General features: G+C 63.6%; 24 protein-coding genes and 1 pseudogene. 12 read left to right on the top strand and 13 right to left on the bottom strand.

Annotated features, from left to right (window positions below; genetic code table 11):
• Window positions 1-76 precede the first annotated feature (76 nt).
• Window positions 77-283 carry a hypothetical protein gene (locus ACLJOK_RS14610; RefSeq protein WP_410819081.1) on the top strand — a complete coding sequence of 69 codons (207 nt, stop codon included), beginning with the start codon at window positions 77-79 and terminating at the stop codon, window positions 281-283.
• 425 nt (window positions 284-708) lie between these two features.
• Window positions 709-1,071, top strand: a complete 363-nt coding sequence (locus tag ACLJOK_RS14615) for a VOC family protein (protein WP_410819082.1) — start codon at window positions 709-711, stop codon at window positions 1,069-1,071.
• Window positions 1,072-2,129: 1,058 nt separating this feature from the next.
• On the opposite strand, the gene ACLJOK_RS14620 is transcribed toward ACLJOK_RS14615, so the two are convergent.
• From ACLJOK_RS14620 to ACLJOK_RS14630, 3 genes are all read right to left on the bottom strand, one after another.
• Entirely contained in the window at window positions 2,130-3,419 is a 1,290-nt protein-coding gene (locus ACLJOK_RS14620) for a PP2C family protein-serine/threonine phosphatase (protein WP_410819084.1), read from the bottom strand.
• A 569-nt stretch (window positions 3,420-3,988) separates the two neighbouring features.
• The gene (locus ACLJOK_RS14625; RefSeq protein WP_410819086.1) at window positions 3,989-4,276 is read right to left on the bottom strand and encodes a hypothetical protein; all 288 of its coding nucleotides are present in this window, start codon (window positions 4,274-4,276) and stop codon (window positions 3,989-3,991) included.
• Window positions 4,277-4,548: 272 nt separating this feature from the next.
• On the bottom strand, window positions 4,549-4,680 hold the full coding sequence (locus ACLJOK_RS14630; RefSeq protein WP_410819088.1) for a hypothetical protein: 132 nt from the start codon (window positions 4,678-4,680) through the stop codon (window positions 4,549-4,551).
• A 162-nt stretch (window positions 4,681-4,842) separates the two neighbouring features.
• Between ACLJOK_RS14630 and ACLJOK_RS14635 the strand changes: the two genes are divergently transcribed.
• Window positions 4,843-6,045: a low temperature requirement protein A gene (locus ACLJOK_RS14635; protein ID WP_410819090.1), complete on the top strand. Its 1,203-nt coding sequence runs from the start codon at window positions 4,843-4,845 to the stop codon at window positions 6,043-6,045.
• An 83-nt stretch (window positions 6,046-6,128) separates the two neighbouring features.
• On the top strand, window positions 6,129-6,407 hold the full coding sequence (locus ACLJOK_RS14640) for a cupin domain-containing protein (protein ID WP_410819092.1): 279 nt from the start codon (window positions 6,129-6,131) through the stop codon (window positions 6,405-6,407).
• A gap of 48 nt (window positions 6,408-6,455) precedes the next feature.
• On the opposite strand, the pseudogene ACLJOK_RS14645 reads toward ACLJOK_RS14640, so the two are convergent.
• The 3 genes and pseudogenes from ACLJOK_RS14645 to ACLJOK_RS14655 form a co-directional block, all read right to left on the bottom strand.
• Window positions 6,456-7,022: pseudogene (locus ACLJOK_RS14645) on the bottom strand (transposase family protein); the annotation flags it as partial.
• Window positions 7,023-7,322: a hypothetical protein gene (locus ACLJOK_RS14650; RefSeq protein WP_410819094.1), complete on the bottom strand. Its 300-nt coding sequence runs from the start codon at window positions 7,320-7,322 to the stop codon at window positions 7,023-7,025.
• A gap of 68 nt (window positions 7,323-7,390) precedes the next feature.
• Entirely contained in the window at window positions 7,391-7,600 is a 210-nt protein-coding gene (locus ACLJOK_RS14655; protein ID WP_410819096.1) for a hypothetical protein, read from the bottom strand.
• A gap of 805 nt (window positions 7,601-8,405) precedes the next feature.
• Between ACLJOK_RS14655 and ACLJOK_RS14660 the strand changes: the two genes are divergently transcribed.
• Window positions 8,406-10,076, top strand: a complete 1,671-nt coding sequence (locus tag ACLJOK_RS14660; protein ID WP_410819098.1) for a hypothetical protein — start codon at window positions 8,406-8,408, stop codon at window positions 10,074-10,076.
• Between the two features lie 36 nt (window positions 10,077-10,112).
• Here the strand turns inward: ACLJOK_RS14660 and ACLJOK_RS14665 are convergent, their stop codons facing one another.
• Window positions 10,113-10,382: a hypothetical protein gene (locus tag ACLJOK_RS14665; RefSeq protein ID WP_410819100.1), complete on the bottom strand. Its 270-nt coding sequence runs from the start codon at window positions 10,380-10,382 to the stop codon at window positions 10,113-10,115.
• A 1,387-nt stretch (window positions 10,383-11,769) separates the two neighbouring features.
• Here ACLJOK_RS14665 and ACLJOK_RS14670 point away from each other — a divergent pair.
• The 6 genes from ACLJOK_RS14670 (at window position 11,770) to ACLJOK_RS14695 (ending at window position 18,169) form a co-directional block, all read left to right on the top strand.
• The gene (locus ACLJOK_RS14670; protein ID WP_410819102.1) at window positions 11,770-12,483 is read left to right on the top strand and encodes an alpha/beta fold hydrolase; all 714 of its coding nucleotides are present in this window, start codon (window positions 11,770-11,772) and stop codon (window positions 12,481-12,483) included.
• 428 nt (window positions 12,484-12,911) lie between these two features.
• Window positions 12,912-13,280 (top strand): DUF4387 family protein, encoded by a 369-nt coding sequence (locus ACLJOK_RS14675; protein WP_410819104.1) that lies wholly within the window; start codon window positions 12,912-12,914, stop codon window positions 13,278-13,280.
• A gap of 57 nt (window positions 13,281-13,337) precedes the next feature.
• A complete protein-coding gene (locus ACLJOK_RS14680) occupies window positions 13,338-14,573 on the top strand; it encodes a low temperature requirement protein A (protein WP_410819106.1) in 1,236 nt (411 codons plus the stop codon).
• A gap of 255 nt (window positions 14,574-14,828) precedes the next feature.
• Window positions 14,829-15,158 (top strand): TetR-like C-terminal domain-containing protein, encoded by a 330-nt coding sequence (locus ACLJOK_RS14685; protein ID WP_410819108.1) that lies wholly within the window; start codon window positions 14,829-14,831, stop codon window positions 15,156-15,158.
• A 1,023-nt stretch (window positions 15,159-16,181) separates the two neighbouring features.
• Window positions 16,182-16,664, top strand: coding sequence for a hypothetical protein (locus ACLJOK_RS14690; protein ID WP_410819110.1), 483 nt, complete (start codon window positions 16,182-16,184; stop codon window positions 16,662-16,664).
• Window positions 16,661-18,169 (top strand): hypothetical protein, encoded by a 1,509-nt coding sequence (locus ACLJOK_RS14695; protein ID WP_410819112.1) that lies wholly within the window; start codon window positions 16,661-16,663, stop codon window positions 18,167-18,169. Before ACLJOK_RS14690 ends, ACLJOK_RS14695 begins: the two co-directional genes overlap by 4 nt.
• Before the next feature lie 107 nt (window positions 18,170-18,276).
• On the opposite strand, the gene ACLJOK_RS14700 is transcribed toward ACLJOK_RS14695, so the two are convergent.
• The 3 genes from ACLJOK_RS14700 to ACLJOK_RS14710 form a co-directional block, all read right to left on the bottom strand.
• On the bottom strand, window positions 18,277-19,356 hold the full coding sequence (locus ACLJOK_RS14700) for a hypothetical protein (RefSeq protein WP_410819113.1): 1,080 nt from the start codon (window positions 19,354-19,356) through the stop codon (window positions 18,277-18,279).
• 48 nt (window positions 19,357-19,404) lie between these two features.
• Complete coding sequence (locus ACLJOK_RS14705; RefSeq protein WP_410819115.1) at window positions 19,405-20,001, bottom strand: hypothetical protein; 597 nt, start codon at window positions 19,999-20,001, stop codon at window positions 19,405-19,407.
• Between the two features lie 295 nt (window positions 20,002-20,296).
• Complete coding sequence (locus tag ACLJOK_RS14710) at window positions 20,297-20,869, bottom strand: hypothetical protein (protein ID WP_410819117.1); 573 nt, start codon at window positions 20,867-20,869, stop codon at window positions 20,297-20,299.
• A gap of 547 nt (window positions 20,870-21,416) precedes the next feature.
• Between ACLJOK_RS14710 and ACLJOK_RS14715 the strand changes: the two genes are divergently transcribed.
• Window positions 21,417-21,869: a hypothetical protein gene (locus ACLJOK_RS14715; protein WP_410819118.1), complete on the top strand. Its 453-nt coding sequence runs from the start codon at window positions 21,417-21,419 to the stop codon at window positions 21,867-21,869.
• On the opposite strand, the gene ACLJOK_RS14720 is transcribed toward ACLJOK_RS14715, so the two are convergent.
• From ACLJOK_RS14720 to ACLJOK_RS14730, 3 genes are all read right to left on the bottom strand, one after another.
• Window positions 21,862-23,193, bottom strand: coding sequence for a HEPN domain-containing protein (locus ACLJOK_RS14720; RefSeq protein ID WP_410819119.1), 1,332 nt, complete (start codon window positions 23,191-23,193; stop codon window positions 21,862-21,864). The two genes, ACLJOK_RS14715 and ACLJOK_RS14720, sit on opposite strands and share 8 nt — an antisense overlap.
• A 103-nt stretch (window positions 23,194-23,296) precedes the next feature.
• Window positions 23,297-23,860 (bottom strand): cysteine hydrolase, encoded by a 564-nt coding sequence (locus tag ACLJOK_RS14725; protein WP_410819120.1) that lies wholly within the window; start codon window positions 23,858-23,860, stop codon window positions 23,297-23,299.
• 4 nt (window positions 23,861-23,864) lie between these two features.
• Window positions 23,865-25,031, bottom strand: coding sequence for a hypothetical protein (locus ACLJOK_RS14730; RefSeq protein WP_410819122.1), 1,167 nt, complete (start codon window positions 25,029-25,031; stop codon window positions 23,865-23,867).
• Window positions 25,032-25,287 lie beyond the last annotated feature (256 nt).

Genomic DNA, 25,287 nt, shown 5'->3' on the forward strand with positions numbered 1-25,287 from the left:
GGGCGCGCCAATCGCACGCGCGTTCCTCGGCGGGCGACGCTAGCCCTCCGCTGGCGGGGACATCATTATGGTGGGTATGAGGAAAAGCCTCCCGCTGGTCGGCCTGGTCCTGGGAGCGCTCGGTGGGGCGCTCTGGGGCTGGTTGGGCGGCGACGGGTACGAGGCAGGAGACTCGGCGCTGGGCACCGGCCTGATGGGAGCCATCGTCGGGCTGCTGATCGGGGCCGTCGCGTACGGCCTGGCAGGTCGCGGCAACCGGGACAGCCCCAGCCGGAACCGCTGAGAGAGGAGCATCATCGACTGCCTCCGGCGGCTCCACGGACGGACTCATGTTGCGGTCGGGTGCGGCTCAGACATGCAGCTCAACAACTACAAGTAAAAGTTCTTGGCCATCGCTGGTCCAAACGATGTGACGCTGCGCCAGCGGAGTGACGGACGCGCGCCTAGGCGGCGGCGCGTGCGGCCCGCTGCGGGCCGCCTTGAAGACGTACAGAAACTTTGCCGGCGGCTCGGTGTCCTGCGCTGTCGTGCTCTGCTTGATGCGTTACACGGTGACTTCAGTTATTGGGTTACACACGGCCTTGAGCATGCCGGATACGGACCGTGACGCCGACTGTCCACGACGGCTGGTGTGTCAGGCATCCGCTTCTGCCGAGATGAGTGCGCCCCAGTGGGAGCGGGCTGCACACCGTCGCTATGGTCGGTGTCGTGGAGACACTGGGCCGACTTGTCGGAGTCACGGTCGACTGCCGGGATCCGCAGCGACTGGCTGACTTCTGGTCCGTGGTGCTTGGAGGACGCGTGACGGAGTCTCTTCCCGGCTGGCGGCGCGTCACTGTCGCCGGGGGCGGCCCGGTGCTGACATTCCAGCCGGTCCCGGAGCCCAAGGCCGGCAAGACGCGACTACACCTCGACATCGCCGTTACCGACGTTGACGAAGCGGTCGATCGGATCGGGATGTTGGGCGGGCGGTGGACAGGTGAACGGCATGACTACCAAGAGGGCGCAGTCCTCGTCATGACCGACCCCGAGGACAACGAGTTCTGCGTCGTGCAGTACTACCGGGTGTGATCTGGTTAGGCTTTCGACCGAGCATCCGAGACCTGCTGATGGCGTCGTACGCACCGTCGTCGTTGCACACTGATCACAAACGGCCGCGAGAGTGTGGAGCCGTCGACACACTCTTCTGCCGCCGATCGCGCGTCTCGACCGGTGTCGAGGATCGCCTGCCCCGGCGATAGGCGGCACGCCAGTTACGCAACGTGACAGCCGAACGCGGAGAGAGCCGGCCAACTGTCACCCTTCAAGTGAAGTTGATGTGTAACGGATCAAGTGGAGCCCGGCACTCGCTGTCCTGCGCCGGGTAACGCTTGACGTCGTGGCCTCGGACGACGCTTGATGATCGCGAGGCGACAACCGCGCGACGCGGCATGTCAGTGCGTTGCGGGACGCCAGGGGAGACGCGCCCAGATGGGCATTACGGCCTGAAGCGCGTGGGGCCAGTGGCGCAGAAGGACGTCGTTGCCGCTTCCCCGTCAGCCAGACAGCGGCCATCCACCAACGTTCTGTCCTGCAGAGGCTCACCGAGATCGACCGTGTAGGGAACCTGATCGTCGGCGGGGCACGCTGCAAAATGCGGCTGCATCGTAGCGACGCTGACAGTCCATGATGTTCATGGAGGCGGCAGCGGTGAGTGTGCTCGCCTCGACCGCCGGCTGCGTGCTCGGCTCCTACGGCGCCCCTTGGCTCGCGAGCCTGCTCGTCAACGAACACCTCCCCCGCCGTGGTTCACCATCGGCACCCATTCGTGGCCGTACCATGTGGCCTTTGGGACCGGACTGATCGTGGCGCTGGCCGGCGTCACGGTGGCGACGGTCCGGGCCGACCAGATCCGCACAGCCGGGAACCAGGGAGTCGGCCAGCCGTCCCTGCAGATTGAGCAGCCGCAGGGAATGCGCCTCGACAGGAGCCACACCGACAGTGGCGCGGACACCGTACGCCGAAACAGCTCGGAGCTCTCGGTCGCCGGGACCCGTGGGTCGTCAGTGCCGAAGACGGCCAGGGTCGGCCGGCGCAGCGCGGCGAGCGCGGGCGCGGGCGCCTAGGTCGCCTCTCCGAACAGCCCCGCGTCAGTCACCAGCCGGTACATCCGGCTCAGGTTCGCGGTGGGCAGTGCTGGCTCGATGGGGGTCGGCACCCGCGGCGGTGGAGCGGGTGTCGCCGTGGCCGCCGTGCCAGTCGAGGACCAGGAGGCAAGCGTCGTCGGGCAGGACAGGGCCGGCAATGTCGAGGACGAGATCGCCGAGGACCCGGACAACTTCTCTGGGGTGCAGCTCGGTCAGGTGCGGTAGTCGTGCGGACAGGTCGAGCTCGGCGGCACCTCGTTCCAACATGCCGTCAGTGAGCAGGACCAGGCGGTCCCCGGGCCGCAACGGGAGCTGGGTCGCCCGGTAGGGCTTGTCACGCAGCACACCGAAAGGCCGATTCACTGTCAGCGCCAGGGGCTGCGCGTCCCCGTCGCGGACCAGGATCGGTGCGGGGTGCCCGGCGTTGACAACATCGAGGATGCCGGTTGACAGGTCAAGGCGGCCGAGAAGGCCGGTAGCGAAGGTGGATGCTGCCGGAGTGTTGTCGATGATTGCCTGGTTCGCGGCCTCTGCCTGTTCGAGCAGGGCACCGCCGCGACGGCGAGCGTTGCGCAACCCGCTGACGCACAGGGTCGCGGTGAGCGCGCTGTGCACACCGTGGCCCACGGCGTCGGTGATGCTCAGATGCAGCAGATCGCGGGCGAGGCTGTAGTCGAAGGTGTCCCCGCCGATGCTGGCTGCCGGTTCCAGCCATGCCGACAGGGTGAACGAGTCGGCTTCGCAGGTGAACGCCTCGGGTAGCAGCCGCCGCTGAATCTCCGCAGCCAAGGTGAAGGGCGTCGTTCGCTGGCCCCATTCGAACAGATCGGTGTGCCGACGATTCGCGATCACCACGAATGCCAGCGTGTGGGCGGCCCGCGACACCCGCTGCACAGCTGCGTCACTCGGCGCCGCCGACAGCGCGATCTCCAACAGTCCGATGGCCTCCCCGCGCTGGGTGACCGGTGCCCGCACCACGAACTGGTCACCGACGGACTCAACCAGGACTTGCTGCGCGCGCAGCGCCTGCTCCTGAGGGCCACCGTCGAACGGCAGCACCATCGCGGCATCCTGGTCCTGCCGACGACCGCCGGACACGCCTCCGATCGGGACGTGGATTAGCCGTACCAGGGCACGACCACTCATGTCCGCCACGAGAAACGACACCCATGACGCATCCAGGTTCACCCCGATGCTGCGGGTCACCGCCTGAACCGCGTCGACCGGGGCAGCCTTCTCGACCGCGAGCAACACCTCGTCAAGATCCATACCGCTCGTCGCCCTCTCACTCACGAGTCGCAGCATATGCGCGATCAAGCATGGACACCGGATCGCGAGATCGTCCTGGGATACGCGACCCCACCAGCAGATCTGCGACGATCAGTAGGCACCTCCCGTACCCCACTACGCCTTGAACAGGCACCGGATGCGTCCAGACCAGCAACCCACTGCGTCACGGCCGACCGCCGGCCGTGGTGCGCCTGTTACAAGCGGAAGGCGTCATCATCGTCGACGTCGCAGATCAGGACCAGAAGCCTCTGCCCGAGCCGCCCGCCGTCGAGGTCACCGACGTCGGGGGCCGAGGGCTCACATCGCTCGTTCGCCGGCAGTAGAGGTCTGCTGGTATTTGACGGAGCACGCCAAGCACATCTGGGCCGCGTTCCCCACGGACCTACCTATCGTCCGGGGCGGTCACGGCGACGTCTGAGCCTTGGGCCCGGTCGAGCACCGGCGGTCAGCCCAATGGCTCAGCGGGTCGTCGACCCTCGTCAGCGAGCAGCACCTCGGTGAGGCTCTTCGACCTGGCCACACGCATTGCAGACGCAACGCTTCGCCATCGCCCGTGGCGTTCGAAGATCTCCTCAAGGTGACGTCAGGCGTCGCTGGTCGGATGCGGCGACCTCGTCGGTGCTGCTGACAGTCCAACGTTCGGTACGGGGGTCATACAGGATGATGCTGCCGTCGTTCAGAACGATCCGGTCGCGGTAGCTGTCCGGGTCGGCGGCAGTCGTGGCCTCCTGGTCGAACTCAGCGAGCGCCGGGATGACGTCGGCGAGGAGGATCGTCATCGTCATGGACGGCTCGTCGAACGCCCGGTTCAAGGTCTCGGCAACTTCGTGGGCGGTAGCGGTCATCATGAAGTCCTTCATCGTGCGCTCGTGGTACGACCGCCGAAGTAGCAGTGGTGCCGGCGGCGGAGGTCTTGTGGCTGCGGACCGTCCGCTGCCCTGTGCCCGCGTCACGCCCCGCTTATGCGTCGTATCCCCATCCGACAATCACGAGGTCTCCGGCTGCAGCCGACCAATGGGTTCCCGGCGTATTGCCTGGCGCACGACCTCTTCCGGAGTCTTCGTCCAACACGGCCGGTGCGCAGAATGCGGCGTCGACGCGCGGTGGGCGGTGTGCAGGGCGTCGGCGATGATCAGCAGCCGGTCAGGCTGCCCAGCACCTGTTCGACCGCGTCGAGCAGCGGCGCGAACGCGGGGATCTCGCTCGACTTCGCGGCGATGGTGACCTGGGCCAGGACGATGCCGGTGCTGGTGCTGGTGTCCAACGTGGAGAAGAAATGGACCTGGCCCCTGCGACCCCGCCGGTTGAGCGCAGCTGACTCTCCGGACCTCGGCGGCGCCAACCTCGGCCGCGCTGCCACCGGCTCCACGGCCTCCGCTAGCAACCCGAAGTCCGGATGATCGTTAGTGCCGGAGGGGTGTCCAGAATGTCGGACGTGTGGACGGCACGGCTTCTGCGGGATCCGCGTGCGTCATCCCGGGCGGCGTTCCTCGAGCTCTTCTTCGATCTGGCCTTCGTCTTCGCCCTCACTCGAGTCTCCCAGCGGCTGATCAGCGAGGTGACCGCCAGCGAACCGGAACGCGACGTGGTGGCGGGCGGCGTCGAGTCGCTGTTCTTTTTCCTGGCGCTCTGGTTGATCTGGATGTTGGCCGCCTGGGTCACCAGCCTCTACGACCCCGAGCAGGCATTCGTCCAAGCATTGGTAATCATCATCATGCTCGGCGTGCTGATGCTGGCCATCACCATGCCCCACGCGTTCGGCAGCCGGGCCGTGGCCTTCGCGGGCACCTACGTGACCATCCAACTCGGCCGGCCGCTCCTGCTCACCCTGGCGTTACGGGGCCATCCGCGGCGGAAGGTGACCACCCGGATCACGATCTGGACGGCGGTTGCCGCCGTGCCCTGGCTCGTCGGCGCCGTGGTGGGCGAGCAGGTTCGCCCTACGGTCTGGGCGATCGCGCTGGGTATCGAGTTCGTCGGGTTCGTCACCGGCTGGCCGATACCCCGGCGCGGCGCCTCCCGGGTGAACCAGTGGGAGTTCAACGGGGTCCACCTGGTCGAGCGCTACCAACAGGTATTCCTGATCGCCCTCGGCGAGTCGATCCTGATCATCGGCCTGACCTCCAGCGCCAACCAACTCACCACCGTCGCCGAGGTCGCCGCCTTCGCGATAGCGTTCGTCGTCACCGTGCTGCTCTGGCGGATCTACTTCCACCGCGCCGGCCACATGCTGCCCGAGGCAATCCGCGTCGCGCAGTCCCCGGGACGACTCGGCGAGTCGTCGACCTACACCCACCTGGTTACAGTCGCCAGCGTGCTGACGACCGCAGTCGGATTCGAGCTGGTCATCGCCCACCCCACCGATCGAGGTGGAATGCCTCTGGCGGTCATCATGCTCGGCGGAGCGGCGCTGTTCCTCCTCGCACAGAGTTGGGCCGAGCGCGAGGCCTTCGGGCTGCTGTCCGTCCGCCGGCTGGCCGGAGCGCTGGTGCTGGCAGTGGCAGTCCCTTTCGGGTCCCTGCTGCCCGGCCTGGCGGTCCTGGTCACGACCGCCGTAGTGCTCACCCTCGTCAACACGGCCGACACCCTCGAAACCCATCGCCGTCCCCCGAAGACCCCTCGCGCCTGACATCGCAGCCGTTCACGGGGTTCCCGCCGGCGGCCCGTCTCGCCGTCGTGGTGGGTGATGCATCGAAGCCTGAGCCTTTCGTGGTGCGGGTCAAGCTGCCTGCGGGCGAGAGACTGATGCCGCACCGGCACCAGGAAGACCGGGTCTACACGGTCGTCTCCGGGATTTTCTACGTTGGTCTGGGCGATGAGTTCGGCGACGAGAAGTTGCAGGCTTACCCGCCGGGCGCGGTCGTGGTGCTGCCAGGAGGAACCCCCCATTTTCATTGGGCGAAATCTGGTGAGTACGTCACGCAGGTGACCGCAATCGGTCCCATTTCCCTGGAGTACGTCGACGCCCGCAACGATCCGCGGAAACAGTGAGGCCGCTTCCACCGTTTCTCCGCTGGTCAGGTCAACATGGAGCCATTTTCATCCTGCGTAGCGGTTGGCTTCGACGTGCTGAAGCACAAGGATGGCCTGCACGATCGCAGTGGCGCGGCGGGGACAACAGGGTAGCTTGACCAGGGCCTTCCAGGTTTTGAGGATGGCGTTGGCGCGCTCACCCCGGGTGCGGATGCGGGCGTGGGCGCGGTTGACAGCCTTCTGTCGGCGGGACAGTTTCGGCCGACACCGGTGGCGTTTGAACGGCGTGCGGATGCTCCCGCGGGCGCCGTGGTACGCCTTGTCGGCAAGGGTCATCACGTTCGCGCTGCTCAGCGCGTCGATGATGCCGTGGGTGCGGGCCGCGGTCAGGTCGTGGGCAGAGCCTGGCAGCGCCGCGGAGGCCCAGAGCAGCCGGCCGGCCGTGTCCGCGATGACCTGCACGTTCATGCCGTGACGTCGGCGCTTTCCGGAGTAGTAGGGCTTCTGATCAGCGACCCGGTCGATCAGGATCAGGGTGCCGTCGAGGATCGCGTACGCCAGGCTGCGGATCCTTTCCATCGCGGTGTCCAGATCGTCGGCGGCTGCGGCGAGTAAATCGACTGCCTCGCGGATTCAGTCACCGGAGATCCAGAGATATCCGCGCGCCCGGGTCGCCTCCTCGATGAGCGCCCTCAGCGCCTGCACGTCGACCCGGAGCTCCGGTTTGCGGCTCGCGATCTCGTCCAGCTCCGCGGTCAGCTGCGGCAGCTGGATCAGGTTGATCATGGTGTCGCCGTAGGAATCGATCCTCGACACCAGGTGGTGCCGCTCCCGGTCGCTCGCCGCCACCAGGCGTTGCAGCGAGGAGCCTGCTTCCACGCCGGCATAGCGTTGCTCGTGCACCTGGTTCTCGAGATACACATCGAGCCCCACCGCCGCGCCTCCTTCACGAACTGGCCGGCCAGGGCATTACACACCCCGGCCGGCCAACCTTACGGTCGTCAGTCCTTGCAGGGAATCGGGTACCTCGTTCGCACGCCGCCCCACCTGTCCTGAACCACCAGGTAACAACTCGTGATCTCTGCACCACTGTCCTTCGACGTCCGGCCGACCGGCTTGTCGGCCTTCGCCTCACACTCGAAGTCGCCGTCCTTGTTCGGTCCGTTGCACGGGCACTTGTTCGCCTCGTCGACGAGATCGTCGAGATCCACCGTGTCGTCGAAGACGCCCTTGCTGTCCTCGATCTTCGACCGTGACCTCCACCGTCACGATGAAAATGGCTCATGGGAGCCAACGTGGCCATCGCCGAGATCAAGACATTTCCGCTGCGTATTCCGTTCAAGCGCGGTGTGGAGTCCGCGGCTTCGGCCTGGGCCCGAGAGGCCTGAACGTGGTGGACACGCTGTTGACTCGGGTGACCACCGACGACGGGCTGGAAGCCTGGGGTGAGTCCTTCGGGTTCGTCGGCCTGCCGGTGACCCGCACGGCGATCGACGACGTGATCGCGCCGCTGTGTGTCGGAAGGGACCCCTCGCAGATCGGTCCACTCATGGGCGACGTGCAGGAGCGTCGATACCGGTCAGTACCCGGGACAGGGTGCTGTCGTCAGGCACCCGCCGGACACCGGTGAACGCGTCGCGGGTTGCACCGGGACGCTCCCACACCGCTCCGGCAGGTCGGCGGCCCATTCGACGATCTCCACGACGCGGCTCGATCCCGAAACCACCGCCGCGATCGCGAGCAGTCCCGGCTACCGGAACGGCATTGATCGATGTCTTGACTCTATGCGTCGCCCTGCTCATGATTTACTGCGGCGGTTCTAAAGTGAGGGTTGATGTGATGACGCAGGGAGAGCCACCGGCAGGAGGCCCCACATCAGCCGTCACTCTCAGCGAGCCTGGAAAAAATGGCCGACTCGCGCGCGCCGGTCGAGGCACGAGGGATTGGCTGACACGTGGGGCCCATCGGCGGGAACTGAGCATCGCGGGCCTCGGTTCGGTGCTCCTCGCTGTCGCGATGATCTGGCTGATTCCGCCGTACGCGATTCGCGTGATGACTGCCGGCGCCAAGACTGTGCCGATCGCCGACCCGGCCCACACCATCGTCGGTGACGCGGCTGACCCGACGGCCCAAGCATGGCTGGTGGGATGGGGTGGCCACGCACTCACCCACGGTCTGCGTGGCCTGTGGGATACCAACGCCTTTTATCCCGACAAGTACGGCCTAGCCCTGAACGACACCCTGCTCGGCTATGCCCCGGCAGGGCTGATAGGCAGCGGTGTAGTCGGCGCCGTGCTGCGCTACAACATCCTGTTCGTGCTGGCTTTCGCACTCGCCTTTCTCGGCGGCTACGCGCTCCTGCGCCAACTTGGCGCGAATAAGGTCGCCGCCGCGGTAGCCGGGGCCGCCCTCGCCTACGCGCCCTGGCGCTACGGCCACGACGGCCATTTGAATATTCTCTCCACCGGTGGTATCACTCTGGCCCTGGCGATGCTGGCGCGCGGCCACGGACTCTCGTTCACCCGTGGCTACCTTGCCGAACGAGTCCGGCCGGGCTGGGCGTTCGCTGGCTGGCTGGTTGCGGCCTGGCAGGTCAGCTTAGGCTTCGGCGTGGGGCTGGGATTCGTATACGTTCTCGCCGCCCTCTGCCTGATCACACTGACAGCCTGGCTGATCCACCGCCCACCCCTTAGCCGCCGGCTGATCGTCGGTGATCTGATCGGCGGGCTGGTCTTCACCGCGGTGACCGGATACTTCGCATACGCGTACCAACACGTGCGCGAGCTCAACCCAGCTGTCACCCGGGACTGGGACTACGTCGCGTTTTTCTCCCCGACACTGCGCGGACTTCTCGTAGCTCCGCAGTCCTCGCTGCCCTGGGGCACCCTGCACAACGACGCCCGCACCGCTCTTGGTGGCGCACCGACTGAGAAAGTGCTGCTATGCGGGTATGCACTGTATCTACTGGCCTTCGCCGGCCTGTTCCTATCCCGCTGGTCACCGGTGCAACGACTTCTGCTGCTGTTTGGGGCGGTCGTCGGAGTGTTGTTCGCGCTGGGCACGAACGGGCCGATCTACCGCCTGCTCTATCTTTACGTGCCCGGGTTCGATGGATCCCGTACACCAGGCCGGTTGATCTTGTGGCCCACTCTCTGCCTGGCCATCCTCGCGGCCGGCCTGGTTACTCACCTGGCCGAGGTGGCTCGCAGGGGCGCCGAGCCGACATGGTCGGTGAGAGAGGCACGGCTACTGACCGTTCCGTTGCTGGTCCTCGTGCTAGCTGAGGGCCTACCTGACCTGAACCACCCCCAAACCCCAGCCAAACCGGCCGCGATGGCGCTAGCCTCCGCGCACGCTCCCATCATGGTATTGCCGTCCGACGACAGCATCGACCTCAACGTCCTACTTTGGTCGACCGACGGCTTTCCCACCATGGTCAACGGTGCGGCCAGCTACACCACACCCAACCGTCAGGCGATCCGCGACGTTATGGCGACCTTCCCCAGCGAGCAGGCCTTGGATCGGTTGCACCAGCTCGGCATCCGCAGCGTCGTCCTGCTGCGCGACCGGGTCCAAGGCACCCCGTACGAACCACTGCTTAACATCCCCGACGTACCCGGCATCACCCGCCATGACGTCGGGCCAGACGTGGTTTACACCATCGACACCAACACCAAGAACCCCTAACGAAACGATGGTGGGCGTGTCCTCGGGACACGAGGATCATTCTGTCTGAACGTGAGGAGGGGTGAGCAGCCGCCGTGGATCGGCGCCCGCATCGGCGAGATCCTTGCCCTGCGATGGGAGGACCTCGACCTCGCCGCCGAACGCCCCACCCTGACGATCTGCGGCACGCTCGTCTTCGTCAAAGGCCAGGGCTTCTTCCGCCAACCCTGGACCAAGAGCGACGCCGGCTGGCGAATGGTCGTGCTGCCCCGGTTCGCCGTCGGCGTGATCATGGCCCGCAAGCTCATCGCCGCCAACAACCCCCACGACGCGATCTTCGCCTCCCGACGCGGCACTGGCTCTCGCCCAACAACGTCCGCCGCCAGTGGCGTGAGGCCCGCGCCGACACCGACCTCGCCTGGGTCACCCCCACACCTTCCGCAAGACCGTGGCCACCCTCATCAAGGAAGAGACCGACACGAAAAGCGCCGCAGCACAGCTTGGACACTCCAGTGAGGAGGTCACCGCCACGTACTACATTGCCAAGCCCGCCCAAGCCCCGGACGTCTCGGACATGCTCGAGCGACTCGGTGCCGATTGCGGGCGACGTCCCACACACACATTGCCCAACGATGCGCAGGGATGACGAACCTGGTCGTCGACCCCGGGCAAATAGGGGATTTTCGGGGGCCGGTTCAAAACTCCATAGACAAACTTAAAGCCCTGACCAGCGTTTCCGCTGGTCAGGGCTTTTCCTCTGTCGGGACGGCCGGATTCGAACCGACGACCCCTTGACCCCCAGTTTCACAACGATTCTGTCACGGCATGCCAGAACCGATTGATACGTCCGCAGATGCGGACAGATTGGCAGCCCTTTGTGACGCCCTCTGCTGCCTTATGTCAATCACTCCTCGGCTGTCAGCCACGAGCCGTTACCGGACTCGTTACGGCGAGCGGTCAAGGACCCGCCCTGACATCGGGTCCAGGTAGCTCTGTTGCCCGCCCCTTCATACCTGACCCGTGTACGCGCCTTCGCCAGCAGCTGAGGTATCGGCATTCACGGTGGATGGACCCCTGCTAGCCCCGGGGGCAGCCGCGACGCGGCGCGGCAGCACTTGGGCTGGCACGACCGACTTCCCAGCCTGAGCTTCACCCGACAGCTCGCCGTCGACGTGCGGGAAACGTGGACCGAGACCGACTGGTACCAGCCAGAAATCTGGCAGGTGAGCCTGGACCTGCTCTTCCCAGACGCACCCGCGCTCGCCGACCTAGACCAGCTCAACGTCCAGGACACCGGGTTCGACTTCAGTCCGCCCGGCCTGGAGCGAGACCGTGCGATAGGTGAAGCGGAGTCGGAGGTCCAGCACCACCCGACACTGCGAGCACTGTGGGCGAGCATCCCCTTTGTACAGCGCCATCACGCTAAACCGCGCAGACTAACCATCCGAACGCCCCAGGCGCACCCGGCTACGGATGCCGGTGGATCATTTCCGGCTGAGGAGTACGGCGCCGACCGCGCGTGGTTTGCGGAGTCAGACGAGCACGGTCGTCCGATTTGCTTACTATGCAAACCGGATCACCCGGAACCGACCGTCGAGCCCTCCGCCCGACGGTACGCTGCCCTCAAGCGATAAGACGTTCGCAGCAAGAACTCCTGTGGCATTGGCCAGCGTGGACAACGCGGTCCACACATCTCCCAGAAGGGCTGTTTTTAATGGCTGGAGCATCTGGTGGCGGCGGGAAGAATATTGTGCTTGTCCATGGAGGGTTCGTGGACGGGTCAGGTTGGCAGGGCGTATATCAGATTCTCCGGCGGGACGGTTACAAGGTCAGCATTGTACAGAACCCCACGACTTCTCTCGAAGGCGATGTCGCCGTAACCAAGAGTGTGATCGCCAGTCAGGATGGCCCAGTGACTCTCGTGGGCCACTCATATGGCGGGGCTGTGATAACCGTGGCAGGAAACGACCCGAAGGTGTCCGGGCTCGTTTACATCAGCGCGTTCGCTCCCGACGAGGGTGAATCTGTCTCGGCGTTGATCAAGGATCCCCCTCCCGGAGTGTCACCACCGCCGATCCTGCCGCCCCAGGATGGATTCCAATTCCTGGATAAGGCGAAGTTCCCGGCGGCCTTCGCGGCGGACGTCGATCCAGATGTCGCCGCCTTCATGGCCGATAGCCAGGTTGGGTGGGGTGTTGACGCCCTCGCCGGGGTGGTAACTGCGCCCGCGTGGAAGAACAAGCCCAGCTGGTACATGGTCACCACAGAGGACTCGATGATTCCACCTCCAGCCCAACGCATGATGTCCGAACGTGCGGGGTCGACGGTCCTCGAGCTCGACGGCAGTCACGCGGCCTACATAGCGAAGCCAGAACCCGTTGCCGCGCTGATCGAACGTGCCGCTATCAGTACCGCTTCAGAGAAATAAGCCGAGGGGCCGCTGCCAGGATGGGTATCCGCATCATGGAAGCCGCCCTCGGCAGCGCTTCGTGCGTCGGTGAATGAAGGCCGCATCCGGCCGATGGCGCGCGTGGATGAACGATGACCTTGGGCGCCATTCTGAGACGCCGCGATCACCGACCCGGTTACGGCCCGGGCACCGGCCGGTGCCTGGGTGCTCGAGTCGGCCAAACGTCCATTCAGGCGGCCGTGATTTTGACAAGGGTGAAAGGCAGCAATGCTGCTAGCGTTTACGTGCCCTAACGACCTCGTGCACGGTTGCCGAGAGGGCCATTTACCTCATCGGCGGTAAGGTGCGGCTGGTAGGGCTTTGAGCGGCCGGGTGGCGTTCTCGGTGCGGTACGTGTGTTGGGGGTCGGGTAGCAGGCTGGCGATGGCGCGGATGGTGGCGTCGAAGTGTTCACGTCGGCCGTGGTAACGAGCCAGGATCCGCCAGTTCTTCAGGTGTCCGATGACATGCTCGACGCGGATCCGTGCGACGAGTGCCGTTTGCGGGCTGGGACGTGCGCGGCGATGACGCTGGGCGGCAGTGACGATCCCGAGTTCCTGGACGCGCCGGTCATCGCGCGTCTCTACGGCGTCGCGGCGGACACCGTCCAGATCTACCGGATCGCCGAGCTCAACGTTGTCAAGGTCTCGTTCCCGCCCCCCGTGGCACAGGGCAGCTTGCACGACCGCGACATGCACGCCGGCCAACACCATGTCCCGCTGGCCTTGCTGCAGGTGGCAACCGCCGAGGGTGAGGGAAACGCCGTCCTGGATTGACACAACCCCTCTGGTGGCCGGCTCGTTGGTGCGACAGGGGGCGGACGGAGGCGGACGATGGCGTCGGAGCGCGGTGCGGCACTGCTGCGCCCTCCGATGAGTTCGGGCCGTGCCACGTTCCTGGAGCTCTTCTTCGATCTGGCCTTCGTTGTGGCCCTCACCCGGGTCTCGCAACGATTCGCCGACCTGAGCGATGACACTGGCTGGGCACTCGTCGCAGGGTTCGGTCGTACCCTGCTGCTCTTCTTGGCGCTCTGGTTGATCTGGTCGCACACCACGTGGATCACCAGTCGCTACGAACCAGAGCAGCCGATCATCCAGGCCGTCGTGGTCGGCACCATGTTCGCCGCCCTGGTGATGGCGGTGACGCTGCCGCGCGCTATGGAGGAACGTGCGCTGCCGTTCGCGGCCGCGTACGTGATGGTGATGGTGGTGCGGCCGCTGGTGCTCGCCGCCGCACTGCGTGGCCATCCGCGACGGCTGGTGGGGTTCCGGTTTGCCGTGTGGGCTGCGGTGACCGCACCGCTGTGGCTGGGCGGCGCGGTGGGCCCAGACCGACTTCGCCTGCCGCTGTGGGCTGCCGCCCTTGCTGTCGACTACCTCGTCTGGGGCCTGGGCTGGCCGCTGCCGTGGCTCGGGGCCTCGAAGGTAAGCCGCTGGCGGATCGCGGGGACGCATCTTGCCGACCGTCACCAGCAGATGTTCCTCATCGCACTCGGTGAGTCGATTCTGGTCATCGGCGTGGTTTACAGCGGCACGGACTATTCGGCCGAGCGGGCAGCCGCCTTCGCGGTCGCGTTCGCCACCAGCGCGCTGCTGTGGCGGATCTACTTCTACCGCGCCGGTCTGCTGCTGAGCGACGCGTTGGGTCGAGCGGGCATGCCCGGCCGACTGGGCACGGCGTCGGGACGGACGCATTTGCTGCTCGTGTTCAGCGTGCTCGTCACCTCGGTCGGCTACGAGCTGGTGATCGACCATCCGTTCGGGCCGCCGCGGCCCAGTTGGCTTCTGTTCGTGGTAGGCGGTCCGGTGCTCTTCCTCGCCGGCCGCATGCGGCTGGAGTACGAGATCTTCGGCCGGGTTTCCCGGTCCCGGATGATCGGCCTGGTGGCCCTGCTGCTGTTCACGCCGGCGTTGGCCCACTGGGCGCCGATGGTCGGGCTGAGCGTGGTGGCCGGAGTGCTGGCCCTGGTCGCGCTGCTTGACGCGCTGCGGAGCCGGGGACGGCCGCTGGAGGTTCCCGCGTCGCCGATCGGGCGGGAGACATCCGGCGATCGCGACTCCGAGGCGTGACCGCATGCGCTCGCACACGGCGACCAGCCCCTAAACCCGCCCCGTGCAGGACTAAGGACTTACGCCGGGGTGAGAAGTGGTGGCCACCGACCTGATCGCCTCGACGTAGTCCTAGAGACGCTCCGTCCGTTGCCCGAGTCCCGGACAACCCGGGCGAACGGCACCCCGCCACCGGGCTCATTCGGATGCTGCACGCGTTCCTGCCTCTGTTGGGACTGACCGGGACTGATGCAGTGGCCCTCCCGCGACGACGTCATGCTCGAGGCCCTGCTCGAGCGGGTCGAACCGCACGGCACCTACCCCGACACTGGAGACCTCTCGGCGGATTTCAAGACGCGGCTGCAATCAATCACCACAGTGGTGGCCTCTACCGTCGTCGGTGACACTCTGCGTGCACTGCTGGCCGATGCGCAGAACGATCTGGAGGTGGCCAAGTCCTTCCGAGACGCTTTCTATTCCCGCGGCGCAGCGTGGCCCGCTCGGTGCTGCGGCGAGCCGTCGAACGTGGTCAACTGGACCGGCTCTGTTGCATCGGGCGCAAGCATGATCGGTTCCAGCTTGCCCAGTGGTCTGCTGGGCCGGTGAGGTCGCTGTCTCGTGTCGGTCTTGGTCCCCGCCGCCGTCGGCATTCGCCGGGATCCGGTTTCCGCCTGAGGTGATTGTCCTGGCGGTCCGCTGGTACCTGCGGTTCAACCTTTTCTACCACGTTCCGACCGTTCCGCCCAGACGATCGTCACCGGACACGCCTTCGTTCAGAACCTCCGACGCGGACACTACGCACTCGGACTCGACGTCCCACCCGCGCTGCGGGTGGCCGCCGCGTTCACCGAACTGGCACGAGCGATCTGACCAGTGCCCGCTGACGCGGCTCGGCGTGGCCACCGATCCGGCAATGCAACAGAGCCCTCCGCCGGCTGTCGACGCGATGACAAGCCGCTCCACTGTCCACTGATCAACTCGTGAAAAGCAGAACCAGGGAGCGCCGACGATCCTGCCTTACATCCAGGCTCGTCGAAACACCCGACGTAGCGACAGCTGGCAACATCTGCAGCGCTTGACGCGGAATCAAGAGACCAAATGCCGCTTCATCCAGGACACAGATGAAGCGGCAGGTCAGGGCGGTTAACAGCGAACAGATCAGCAGCCAACCGTCTACCCGGTTACCGCCAACAAAGATCATCCGTTACCGGATGTTACCGCCGCTACCTGGGATGATCTTCATCTTCCCAGGTCAATCGGTCGGGACGGCCGGATTCGAACCGACGACCCCTTGACCCCCAGGACGATCCGTTAAGCGTTGTCGCAGTCCAGCACGTTCTCGCGAGGGTTCCTCACGTGACGCCACAAGCACCGGGTTCGGCACCGTGCATAGCGTGTGGTCCCTCCGTGGTCCCCCCGTGGACCCCTCACTCGTCCTCATCCTCGTACTCAAGCGCGGACATCACCTTGCCCATCACCGGGCACGACGTGCGGTCCCCTGCCTCCACGTCGAGCGCTGCCACCAAAATCAGCTTCTTCCTCACCCGACACTCCATCATGTCCGGAAGGTCGTCGCACATCTCTGCTAACGTCCATGAACGTCGAAATCTTCACGATGCGGTGGGACGATTGGAAGAGATCTTGACTCAAGGGGAAGATCGATACGCGCACGAGTGCCGCATACGGGACCTCTACGCGACCCGCCTCGACGAGTTCAGACCAGACGAACGACTGCTCAAGACGGAGCACTCCTACGAGGACAGCAAGGTCCGGGGGGACATGCGGACAATCGACCGACATGACGTCATTCGCATCTGGGAGTTCAAGATCAGCGCTGGCTACGAGGGCCTGGGGCAGATTCTCACGTACCTGGCGTTGGCGAGACGGGACCTCGCCTTTGGGCGGAGGGTACGCGGCGTACTCGCCGCCTTCGATGTTCAACCGGAGGTAGACCTTGCCATCGAAGTACTCAACCTTGGCATCGAAGTCGTCCGACTCCCAGACAAGATGCGACTAGCTGGAGGCATACCGAGAATTCGCGAACCGCTTGCAGTTCCCCAGATTCCACAACTAGCGACGCTCCTACCACCAACCAAGAAGGATGCTCGATGACGATCCCCGTAATACCGAAAACTACACTCGTCCCGAATAGCAAGATCTCAGTCGACGATAAATTCGGCGGCCTGAGGCTTCTTCGCTATCAGAGCAACGCGGAAGAACGAGCGATCTACGAGGCTTTCCGGTACGAGTTCCAGCACGAGATGGCTAAGCGACACATGATTCACGGAGCCGTACTTGCACTCAAAGGGGCGTCCCCCAACTATCGAATAACGGCCATGCTCCACCCCACACTACGGCAATTCATCGAAATTGTGCGATATGACCCAGCAGCCCCGCCGCTGGAAGATTACGAAGCGCTCGGAATGCGTACTGCCCACGACCAGACGCAGCAAGACTTCAGGGGTGCCAAGAAGGAGAATTTGCACAACTTCAAGCAGTACAATGTGGAAGCTATTCGCGGAGATCGGACGGCCTACCTCCCACCTGTTAGCGGATGGCAATCTAGCGAGGTCTTCGAGGACACAATCTTTGTTGCCCTCGATGAAAGCAACCCGATGGCGCTGTATGGAATCCTGTATCTACCCAAAAAGCCCGTGATGCAGTCCGACGGCCAGACTCAAACGGCGGCTCTTTTTCAGGCAGCAGCCGCAGGAGTTGCCATTAAGGCCGGGGCCTTGGACAACTTCGGCACCACGCTAGAGATAGAATTGAACGTCACGCCACTCAAGGCCGGCCAAAGCTTCGCCGATCGCAATGGGCGCGGCTCGAAGAAAAACAAGAACCTCGTTGCTCTTATGGACAACTCATCGGCGCTGGCACGGCTTCGCCAGAGCGCGATCGTAGATACGATCTTCGAGGGACGGTTGGCGGACGGGCGGTCTGTTGGAGCAAGCGAGACTGCAACCAAGAATATCGTTGACCTTTCAACGATGGACCAGATGCTACTGAATGTGATTTCTCGAGGTTCCAAGAAGCCGGAGCAAATCAAGCACTATCACGTTGAACACCTGCTGCCATACTGCCGAGAGTTTCTCCTGCTGCTACAGGAGGAGTTCGGCCCGCACTGGCTCGATCCGACGCCAAAGGATAGCGAACCCTACCGCAGGCTGTATGTACATGGGTGGGCTTTCGCACTGAAAGCCATCGCGCTGGCCTACCATGATTGCCGTCGCGATGTTATAGCGCCACTGGCAACACCAATCGGGCAAGGTGCACGAGACGAACACACAACGTCCGCCGAAGCTGAGGCCGCCTATATTAAGGCAACGAAAGAAGCGATTGCACCACCGGTGGAAGTCGGCTTCGATGAATTGCGGAGTCGGCTAGAAAAGATCGATTGGCTGCGCTACCGCAAGCACTGGATCGAGATCACTGGGAACAAGCTTGACAAGGCCGGAGCTAAGAAGACTCGGGTCATCAAAGATGGCTCACCGCACGGAAAACTGGTCGTAGAAGGCAAGGCTGAAAATACAGCCGCAGCCATCTCCAACGTCGCGAGGAAAATCCTGTCGGATCATTGGACAGAGCTGACTTCCGAAGTGGATGCAACGCCATAGCTCATCGTCGCCCGCGCTTCCGCGACCGTTGAAGCGCGGGCAGGGCTTGACGAGTTAGCACGGCCGACAACCACGGTCGCTGGGGTTGTCAGCAGTGCATGCAGTCTTCAATCGGCGCTATCGTCAATCGGCGCGCCTGGGAATAGAGAAGACTGACGCGAAAGAGTCGCAAACGCCCCCCATTTACTGAGGTCCATCTGCTTCGGGATTTTCCCACTTAAGTGCCCGACCATTTCCGGGAGGGTCAAAACCGGAATGCCGGGTGCCAGACGGTCCAACTCTGCCCGATGCTCCGCGGAGAGGAGCAACGGACTGGAAACACAAACGATACCCGAGATGTCCGAGTATGCTCGGAAGTTAAAGCTGTTGATGCCGCTACCCGCCCTCATTCTCATAATATCTTCGTATAGCTTCCGGGCGGCCTTCAGGGCATCCTTCGCCTTATTCTGAACTGCCGAAAAGTCACCGACATCGTACCGATTACTCAATTGCCAACTCTTACAACTGACAACGATTAGCGATTTTCCACGGCATGCAACAGCGTCGACGTCAGTGAAGGCCCGCCCGCCGATCCTTAACGTCTTAGAAATCAAAGTTTTAGCCGCCGCAAAGGGCTGCCACTGGGTTTTGTTGATAGCCGCCTGAACCACGGCCTCCCATGACTTACCTCTATACCCGCTAATGACGCCACCGCCGGCGGTGACTGATGCTATCGCCGCTTCCAGCCGCAGGGTCGCTGCGAGGAGATCCAGGCAGAAGTAGTCCGAACCCACTCTAAGTGCCGGGCCAAAATACCGACCGGACCTGCCACCCTCGACCCTGGTTAACACCTGAAGAGCCACGCTCTTGTCAGCGATCGGCAGATCACCGGGAAACATGCGGCTACCCCAGCCGTTTGCTTCGGTACAGACTCTGTCGAGGTAGTCGTCCAACCGATCGGTTGGCCTCATCACAAGCCCGATTTCGTGAAGAACCCGCCACAGACCGCTGTAAATGCTGACGTCCGCCAAAGCAACACGCATGACTCCAGCTAGCAAACGCACTTCCATGGCCCCGGACGACGGCCCACCATTCCAGGGGAACGACGAAAGCTCCTTGTCGGCACAATGAATATAGGGGACGAATTGGGCAATCTCCGCCTCTGGATTGGCGGCAAGTTTCTGCTTGGTGAGCAGAAGCACTGGCATCGATATAGCCATGAGTGCCTGCGAACGCTTGCTCTGCGCCCGGTTAAACTACGATAAATACGTATTCCCCATCCTCGTCGCTCCGGTATGGGTATCGTTCAGACGCGCCTGCTCGTCGAATAAATGCATCGCCTCATCCACCGCGTCTGACGACACCAGCTCAAAGGGTCTGTCGACGCTTGGCACGAGTCTAGCGCCCAGGTAGACGGGATTGAGGTTCGCCCGCACGTCTTCTGCGACGGCAGCTGTTATGACGAGACGGATACAGCGCTTAGCTTGAGCTTCGCTCAAGTGGCCAGTACCCGGAAATGCGAGCCACTGCCTTTCACTATAGGCGCTTGCCCGTTCGGCAAATCCACGGTACCTGGCATAGGAGAAAGAGTTACAGCCAAAGATGACCGGGGATATTACCCGTAGGTAGAAGAGCCACCAGTTGCTGGGATAGACGCCAACCTGAGCGCGACAGGAGGCCTCCAGCTTGGCTGCCTGTGCTTCAAGGTACTCCGCCGCTTCCCTACCTTCGAGTACAGCTGGGATTGGATCTATTATCTGCTGAGCCTTCGAGTAGTAGGCTTGAACGTTCTCTTCATAACACCATCGAGAGAGCGTCCGGGCGGTAAGAACTTTCATCGTTCCGACATCCATCAACGTCGCCCCCACTCGGCAACCAATCGGGCCTCCCGCAGGTTCCGGGACGGTCCCCTGGGCTTCAAATCCTCGCCGCCCTGCTGCTCGGCTTGCCATCCATCGTAGATGGTGGGGCCTTGTCGTACTTCTTTAGTAGCGCGCTTGGCGAGTCTCCACGTAGGGCAGTCATCGACCCATGCGGGCCGTCGGATGGGACCAAGGCCGTTCCTCGGGTAGGGCGGCCCTTCACCTTGTCGCCCTGGCCCTGGCCCGCGCCGCCGAAGTGCGGATCGGCGGCAGGCGGGATGGCAGGTCACCTCCGGCGGCTCGTGGGGAGGGGGTACCTCCACGTACGTTTCCGAGCGGTCGAAAGGTCGAACCAATCCACGGTGATCGTGAAATCGCGGGTGGCCATCGTGGGAACTGCCATGAAGCCCAGCGACTCGCCGGCGTCGACGTTCTGCCCATCAGTAGGCTTCACCAAATCGAGTGACTTGTCAGCACTGATTCGTACGCTGTGTGCGGCTGCATCTCCGATGTTCGTGAGCAGGTACTTATCGCCGTCGTGGTGCTCGAGAGACCAGCGGACGCGGGGTGCGGCGATCACCAGTTCAGCGCCCGCTGGGCGAGCGGCCATCGTCTCTAGCGCCTCGACGACCCGGCGCGTGTACTCCTCGGTCAGCCGAGCAGCCGACTCTGCCCGCTCGGCGGCAGCGGTCGCGTGTTCCGACTGAAGTTGCTGGCCCTTCCTCGTAACTTTCTCCTGGCGGATCATGACGACGGTCGTGGCAATGCCCACGGCGAGGGCGACAAAGACGCCAAGGAGCGTCGCTTGGTCCGATGCTTCCTGCCAGTCGACAGCTAGTAGCACGGGGCTCAGCAGCACAGGGCCACGGTAACGGGGGCGCGCAAATTACTGGGCGGCGTGCAGCGAAAGTGCAGCCGGCGAGGTGAGCCGGCTGCCGGCAGCCGGGTCACCTCGCCGGCTGCGCGACCGCATCGCCGGCCTGCAAGTGTCACCTAACTTCCGCAGCGTTTCCGCAGCTCAACGGACGACCAGTGACACGGGTGACAAGGGTGGCATTAGAGGTAGTGCCGTCAGCTGAACTCCGGCTTACCGATCCGGCCCGGCGACGGGCAGCATCACCCTCGTCGAAAGCGCACTTCAGCGGCGGCTTACAATGCGCGCCGCGCTCAAAGCTGCGACCTGGTCAGACAGGCTGCCTCGCCGCCCTGCTGCCGACACACATGCAACGCGACCTTACGACGAAGGTAGGCGAAGGTGACCCAGGGCCAGTACAGCGACAACCATGGTTGTCAGTCGGGGGCCGAGCTACGGCAGCCAACGGTGTACCCGTGTTCTAGACGGGAGCGGTCGAGGGTGTCGCGGCGACCAGGCTCGCGCGCATATGCGACACTCCGTGGTTGTGGCCATGTCAGAGACGCTCGCTGCAACTGGTGCACAGACCATCCCCGTCTTCGCGCTGGCTGCCGTAATCGAACTCCGGGCGGTATTCGGTCGGTTTCCTCTCACCCAGCCGTGGACCCGAGCGGCCGCAAGGGAGTCATGGTTCCTGGAGGCCGGGACGCTTGCGGTGGGCCACTTGCTCTGGGGCGGCGTCATGATCTGGCTCGTCGTCGCGGAATACCAGTGCCTGCGTCGTTTACGCGGCCTGCCTGTTCCGGATGACGCGCCGACGAACGTCCAAAATTCGATCATAGCGGCACTCGTGCTTCTTGTTGTGCTCCCCGTAGCGGCGTCATTGATGGTGAACGTCATCGCCCTGGTGAGGCCGACGCAGGGACCGCAACCAGCAGAAGCCGCTTCTACGGGAGCCCAAGGGGATGGTCAGACGGATCAACTGCCGAAGGCTGGTTCTAGGTAATCGTCGCCGAGTTTGCTATCCCTTCCTTCATCGGATGCCACCACGCCGAGTTCCGAAGCCGGTTGAAGGATTCGCTCGGAACACCTATCCGCTGAAGAAGGCATGCGCGGGCGACCAGGGCACCGCTTCTCACCAGCCAAAAAAGCTCGCCTGGGTCCACCGAGGGTCGGTTGGCATGCTTCACGCCATTGTATGCGTCGGCAAACCTGCTTCCCCAACGGTCGGCACCTCCAAGGATATTCACGACTGACTCTCCCACCCCTCCAGCAAGGGCAGATGCGCGATTCGCGATAGACTCGCCGTTCGCCACACCTTGCGACTCTCCTGTTCCTATCCGGTCGGCAAACCTAAGCGCTTCCAGGCAAATTCCGATATGCGTCATCTGCGTCTCTACAGGTAGGCCTGTCAAATATAGATGGGACATCAACGGGGCAATCGTTCGGCTATGGCTTCTCGATAGCTCGAACCATCGTTTGACGCCATTCTCACCAACATCGTTGTAGGTGAAATGCTCGGACTGGACACGCGGCTCTGTTGGTGACACGTTGTGTGTGCGGCGGGTCCGGTGGAGGTAGTGCAAGGTTCGCCAAGGCATCGGCGGCTCGTCCCCGTTTGGAAGTTGTCGGGACTCGCTCGGGTGTTGCACCTCGTGGGAAACATAATCAACAGGATGCCAGAGGCTAAGAGCCACTAGGTTTCTAATCGCCGAGTGCAGCACGAGATGGCTGTCCCAAGACGTTGGCTGGTCGGCCAGTGTGTCGTAGTGCGTCTCTTCTCCTGTGAAGTCGAAGTCCCTCGTCTTCACAGTCGGCGCAAATCGCACCGTATATGAGCCTTCTGAGACTACAGTCGCTGCTACGATTCTTTTGGAAATGCCCACCTCCTCGATGTTGTCTTCGGCATCATTTTTTATTGTCATTGTTGTAATTTGCCAGCCCATCCAAGCGTGCAACCCTGCCAGCTGCGACCGCACGCCGTGAACCTGCTTTGTCGACTCATCCGAAAAGTCTGCACCCTTGACCGCGAAGGCCGCCCGGAGGAACTTTCGGCCGCACCCGCTGGCACTATTCCAGCGATGGCCCCGCCCATGGCAGCCCCCGAGAGTCAAAAGGCCTCTATCGTCCTTGAAGTGCAGATACTCGGGGCTTGGCGCGGGATTGTCGAGTGAATGAGGCGGATAGGCCCCCGGGAGCAGAGGGATGTCTACGTCAATTCCCGCATGCTCGTCAATCCGTAGCAGGGCGGGTGCAGGCGGGTCGCTCGAATTGGGCACAAAGACGTAGCCTAGTCTGACGTAATCGTTTAGCACGTGAGGCTGGGTCATACGGGATCCTCGCGGGGGTTTCGGCGTTGGTTAGGTAGGCGACGCTCACGTGAGGCCGATACCGGCTGGGGTCCTCCGGGATTTTCGAGGGAGTTCCCGCAGGTCAAGATGGATTCAATGATTGCGATGACAGGAGCGCGGCGGGAATGTCAGCTATCCCGATTACCTGACCAGGGCCGATAAACCGTCGTGCGACCAGCAGGCCCGCCTCGTGTGCCTCGGTGCCCGCGTGGCTCGCCGAGGCATCCGCGATCAGCCACGGCGTGAAGTCGTGCTCGAACGCGTCCACGGCTCCTTTCAAGACGCAGCTTTCGGTGGCAATTCCGCAGAAGTAAAACTCTTCCCATCCGCGCTGCTTGAATAGCGCGATCCCCTCCGGGGTGAATGGGCCGTAAGTTCTCTTGTCCAGCGTCACACCCTGATCTGCATACGGGTTTAACTCGGGCGTAAGGTCAATGTCAGGGGAGGACTGAAGCCGTTGCCAGCCAAAGAAGCGCTCGAAGGGACTGCCCGGGTAGTTCAGGTACCGAGTGAAGAGAGTGTCGCCGCCGACTGCCTGCCAGCGGCGCACGAGGTCGACAACGACAGGAACGATGTGCGCGGACTGCTCCCGCACGAAGCCGTTTTGCATGTCGGTAACGACAAGTACTGGGCGACCCGATGTCATTGACTCAGCCTCGATCCGTATCGCGGAGGGTTTCGATAGCTTGATCTAGCGCAGGCATTAGGTCACATGTCCGCAGAATCGCTCGGCGCATTGCCTGATGCTGTCCTGTCTCCCGCAGGCGGGAAACAGTAAGCCGGGAGCGTACCGCCCGGAGGTAGCGCCACCCATGTTCAGGCGGCACCCGTGGATCTCGCCCCTGCTCTACCTGACGGGCGATCGCATCGCTGTACGCCCACATAGATTGAATAGCAAGCTCACACGCGATCATCTCGGCTTCCGTTAAGGAACGCTCAGCTGAAATCGGATGGTAAACGACTCCAGACCATGAGGCGTAGCCCACCGAAATACCACGTACGCCGAATGATTCTATGCCTCCGTGGTCGTACGCCTCGGACAGCAACGACTGTTCGACCATCTCGGCATGCGCGAGGTGTTCGTCGTCCATCGCACGGCCACGGTGCAGCAGCACCTTTGGCGTCGACATGATACGTAGCGCGGCCTCCAGCAACTCAGCGGGCCATGCTGGCTCTATAACCCAGTGAGCGCCAAGGACATACACCGCTGACTCGTCCTCGGCTGGCGCGATGGGCGCGAGGTAGTCGATGGCCCATTTGATGTTGTCGCCATAGGACACCTCCCGCCAAGCGGCTAGTGCAGAGATCGTGGACAACTGGATGTCCTCGACAAGGTGAAAGACCGCTGACCCGCACGGCCACACGTACAGGGTGCAGTCGCCTTCGGGGTGCTCTACGGGAGCCGAAAAGCAGGTGTGCCACTCCCCCACGGCGGGCGTACAACCCGCGTCCTCCTGTAACCGGGCAGCACCTTCAGCGCCGATGAACGCCGTGACGAACTTGTGGGAGCGCGCAGAAAAGTGCGGGTGATCCGCTGCGCCACTCGTCAGCTCACCGAAGAGATCATGGGGCTTTGCTCCGTAAGCCAGGCAGTAGAGCTGCCGGTAGATCGTGTCGGTGACCGCCACGCGCCCGGTTTCATGGCGGTACATCGCCTTTTCGATGGCCTCCACTGTGGGCGTCTCCCGGATGCCGCGCTGTTGGCCGAGGCGGTGTAGCTCGCGTGCGGCACGCTTGCGCGATTCCCAGCCGGCCGCCCTGCGCCGGTTGACCAGTACAAGATTCGGCTTGAACTGCCGAGGGACCTCAGTGGACATAGTTCGTGTCCTTCGTGTCCGTGCTTGGCAGCTGCCCGGATCGCCGCCCGCAGGGCAGTCTCATTGGCAGGCGAGCAAGGTGCCGCCGCAGACGGGAGCCGAAGACAGGAGGCACCAGATGATCCGGCCCTAGCCCGTGGTGCCTTTACGTGGCCTGTCGGCCTGCCACTTTCGGATCGTCTCGGGCTGCCAAGCCGGAGATCGGCCGAACGTCCGATCGGGTGCGGGAGCCTGCCCGCGTGAGACGTAAGAAGCC

Origin of the sequence: Micromonospora sp. 050-3, assembly GCF_046549335.1 — a bacterium.
Lineage (GTDB): Bacteria > Actinomycetota > Actinomycetes > Mycobacteriales > Micromonosporaceae > Micromonospora > Micromonospora trifolii.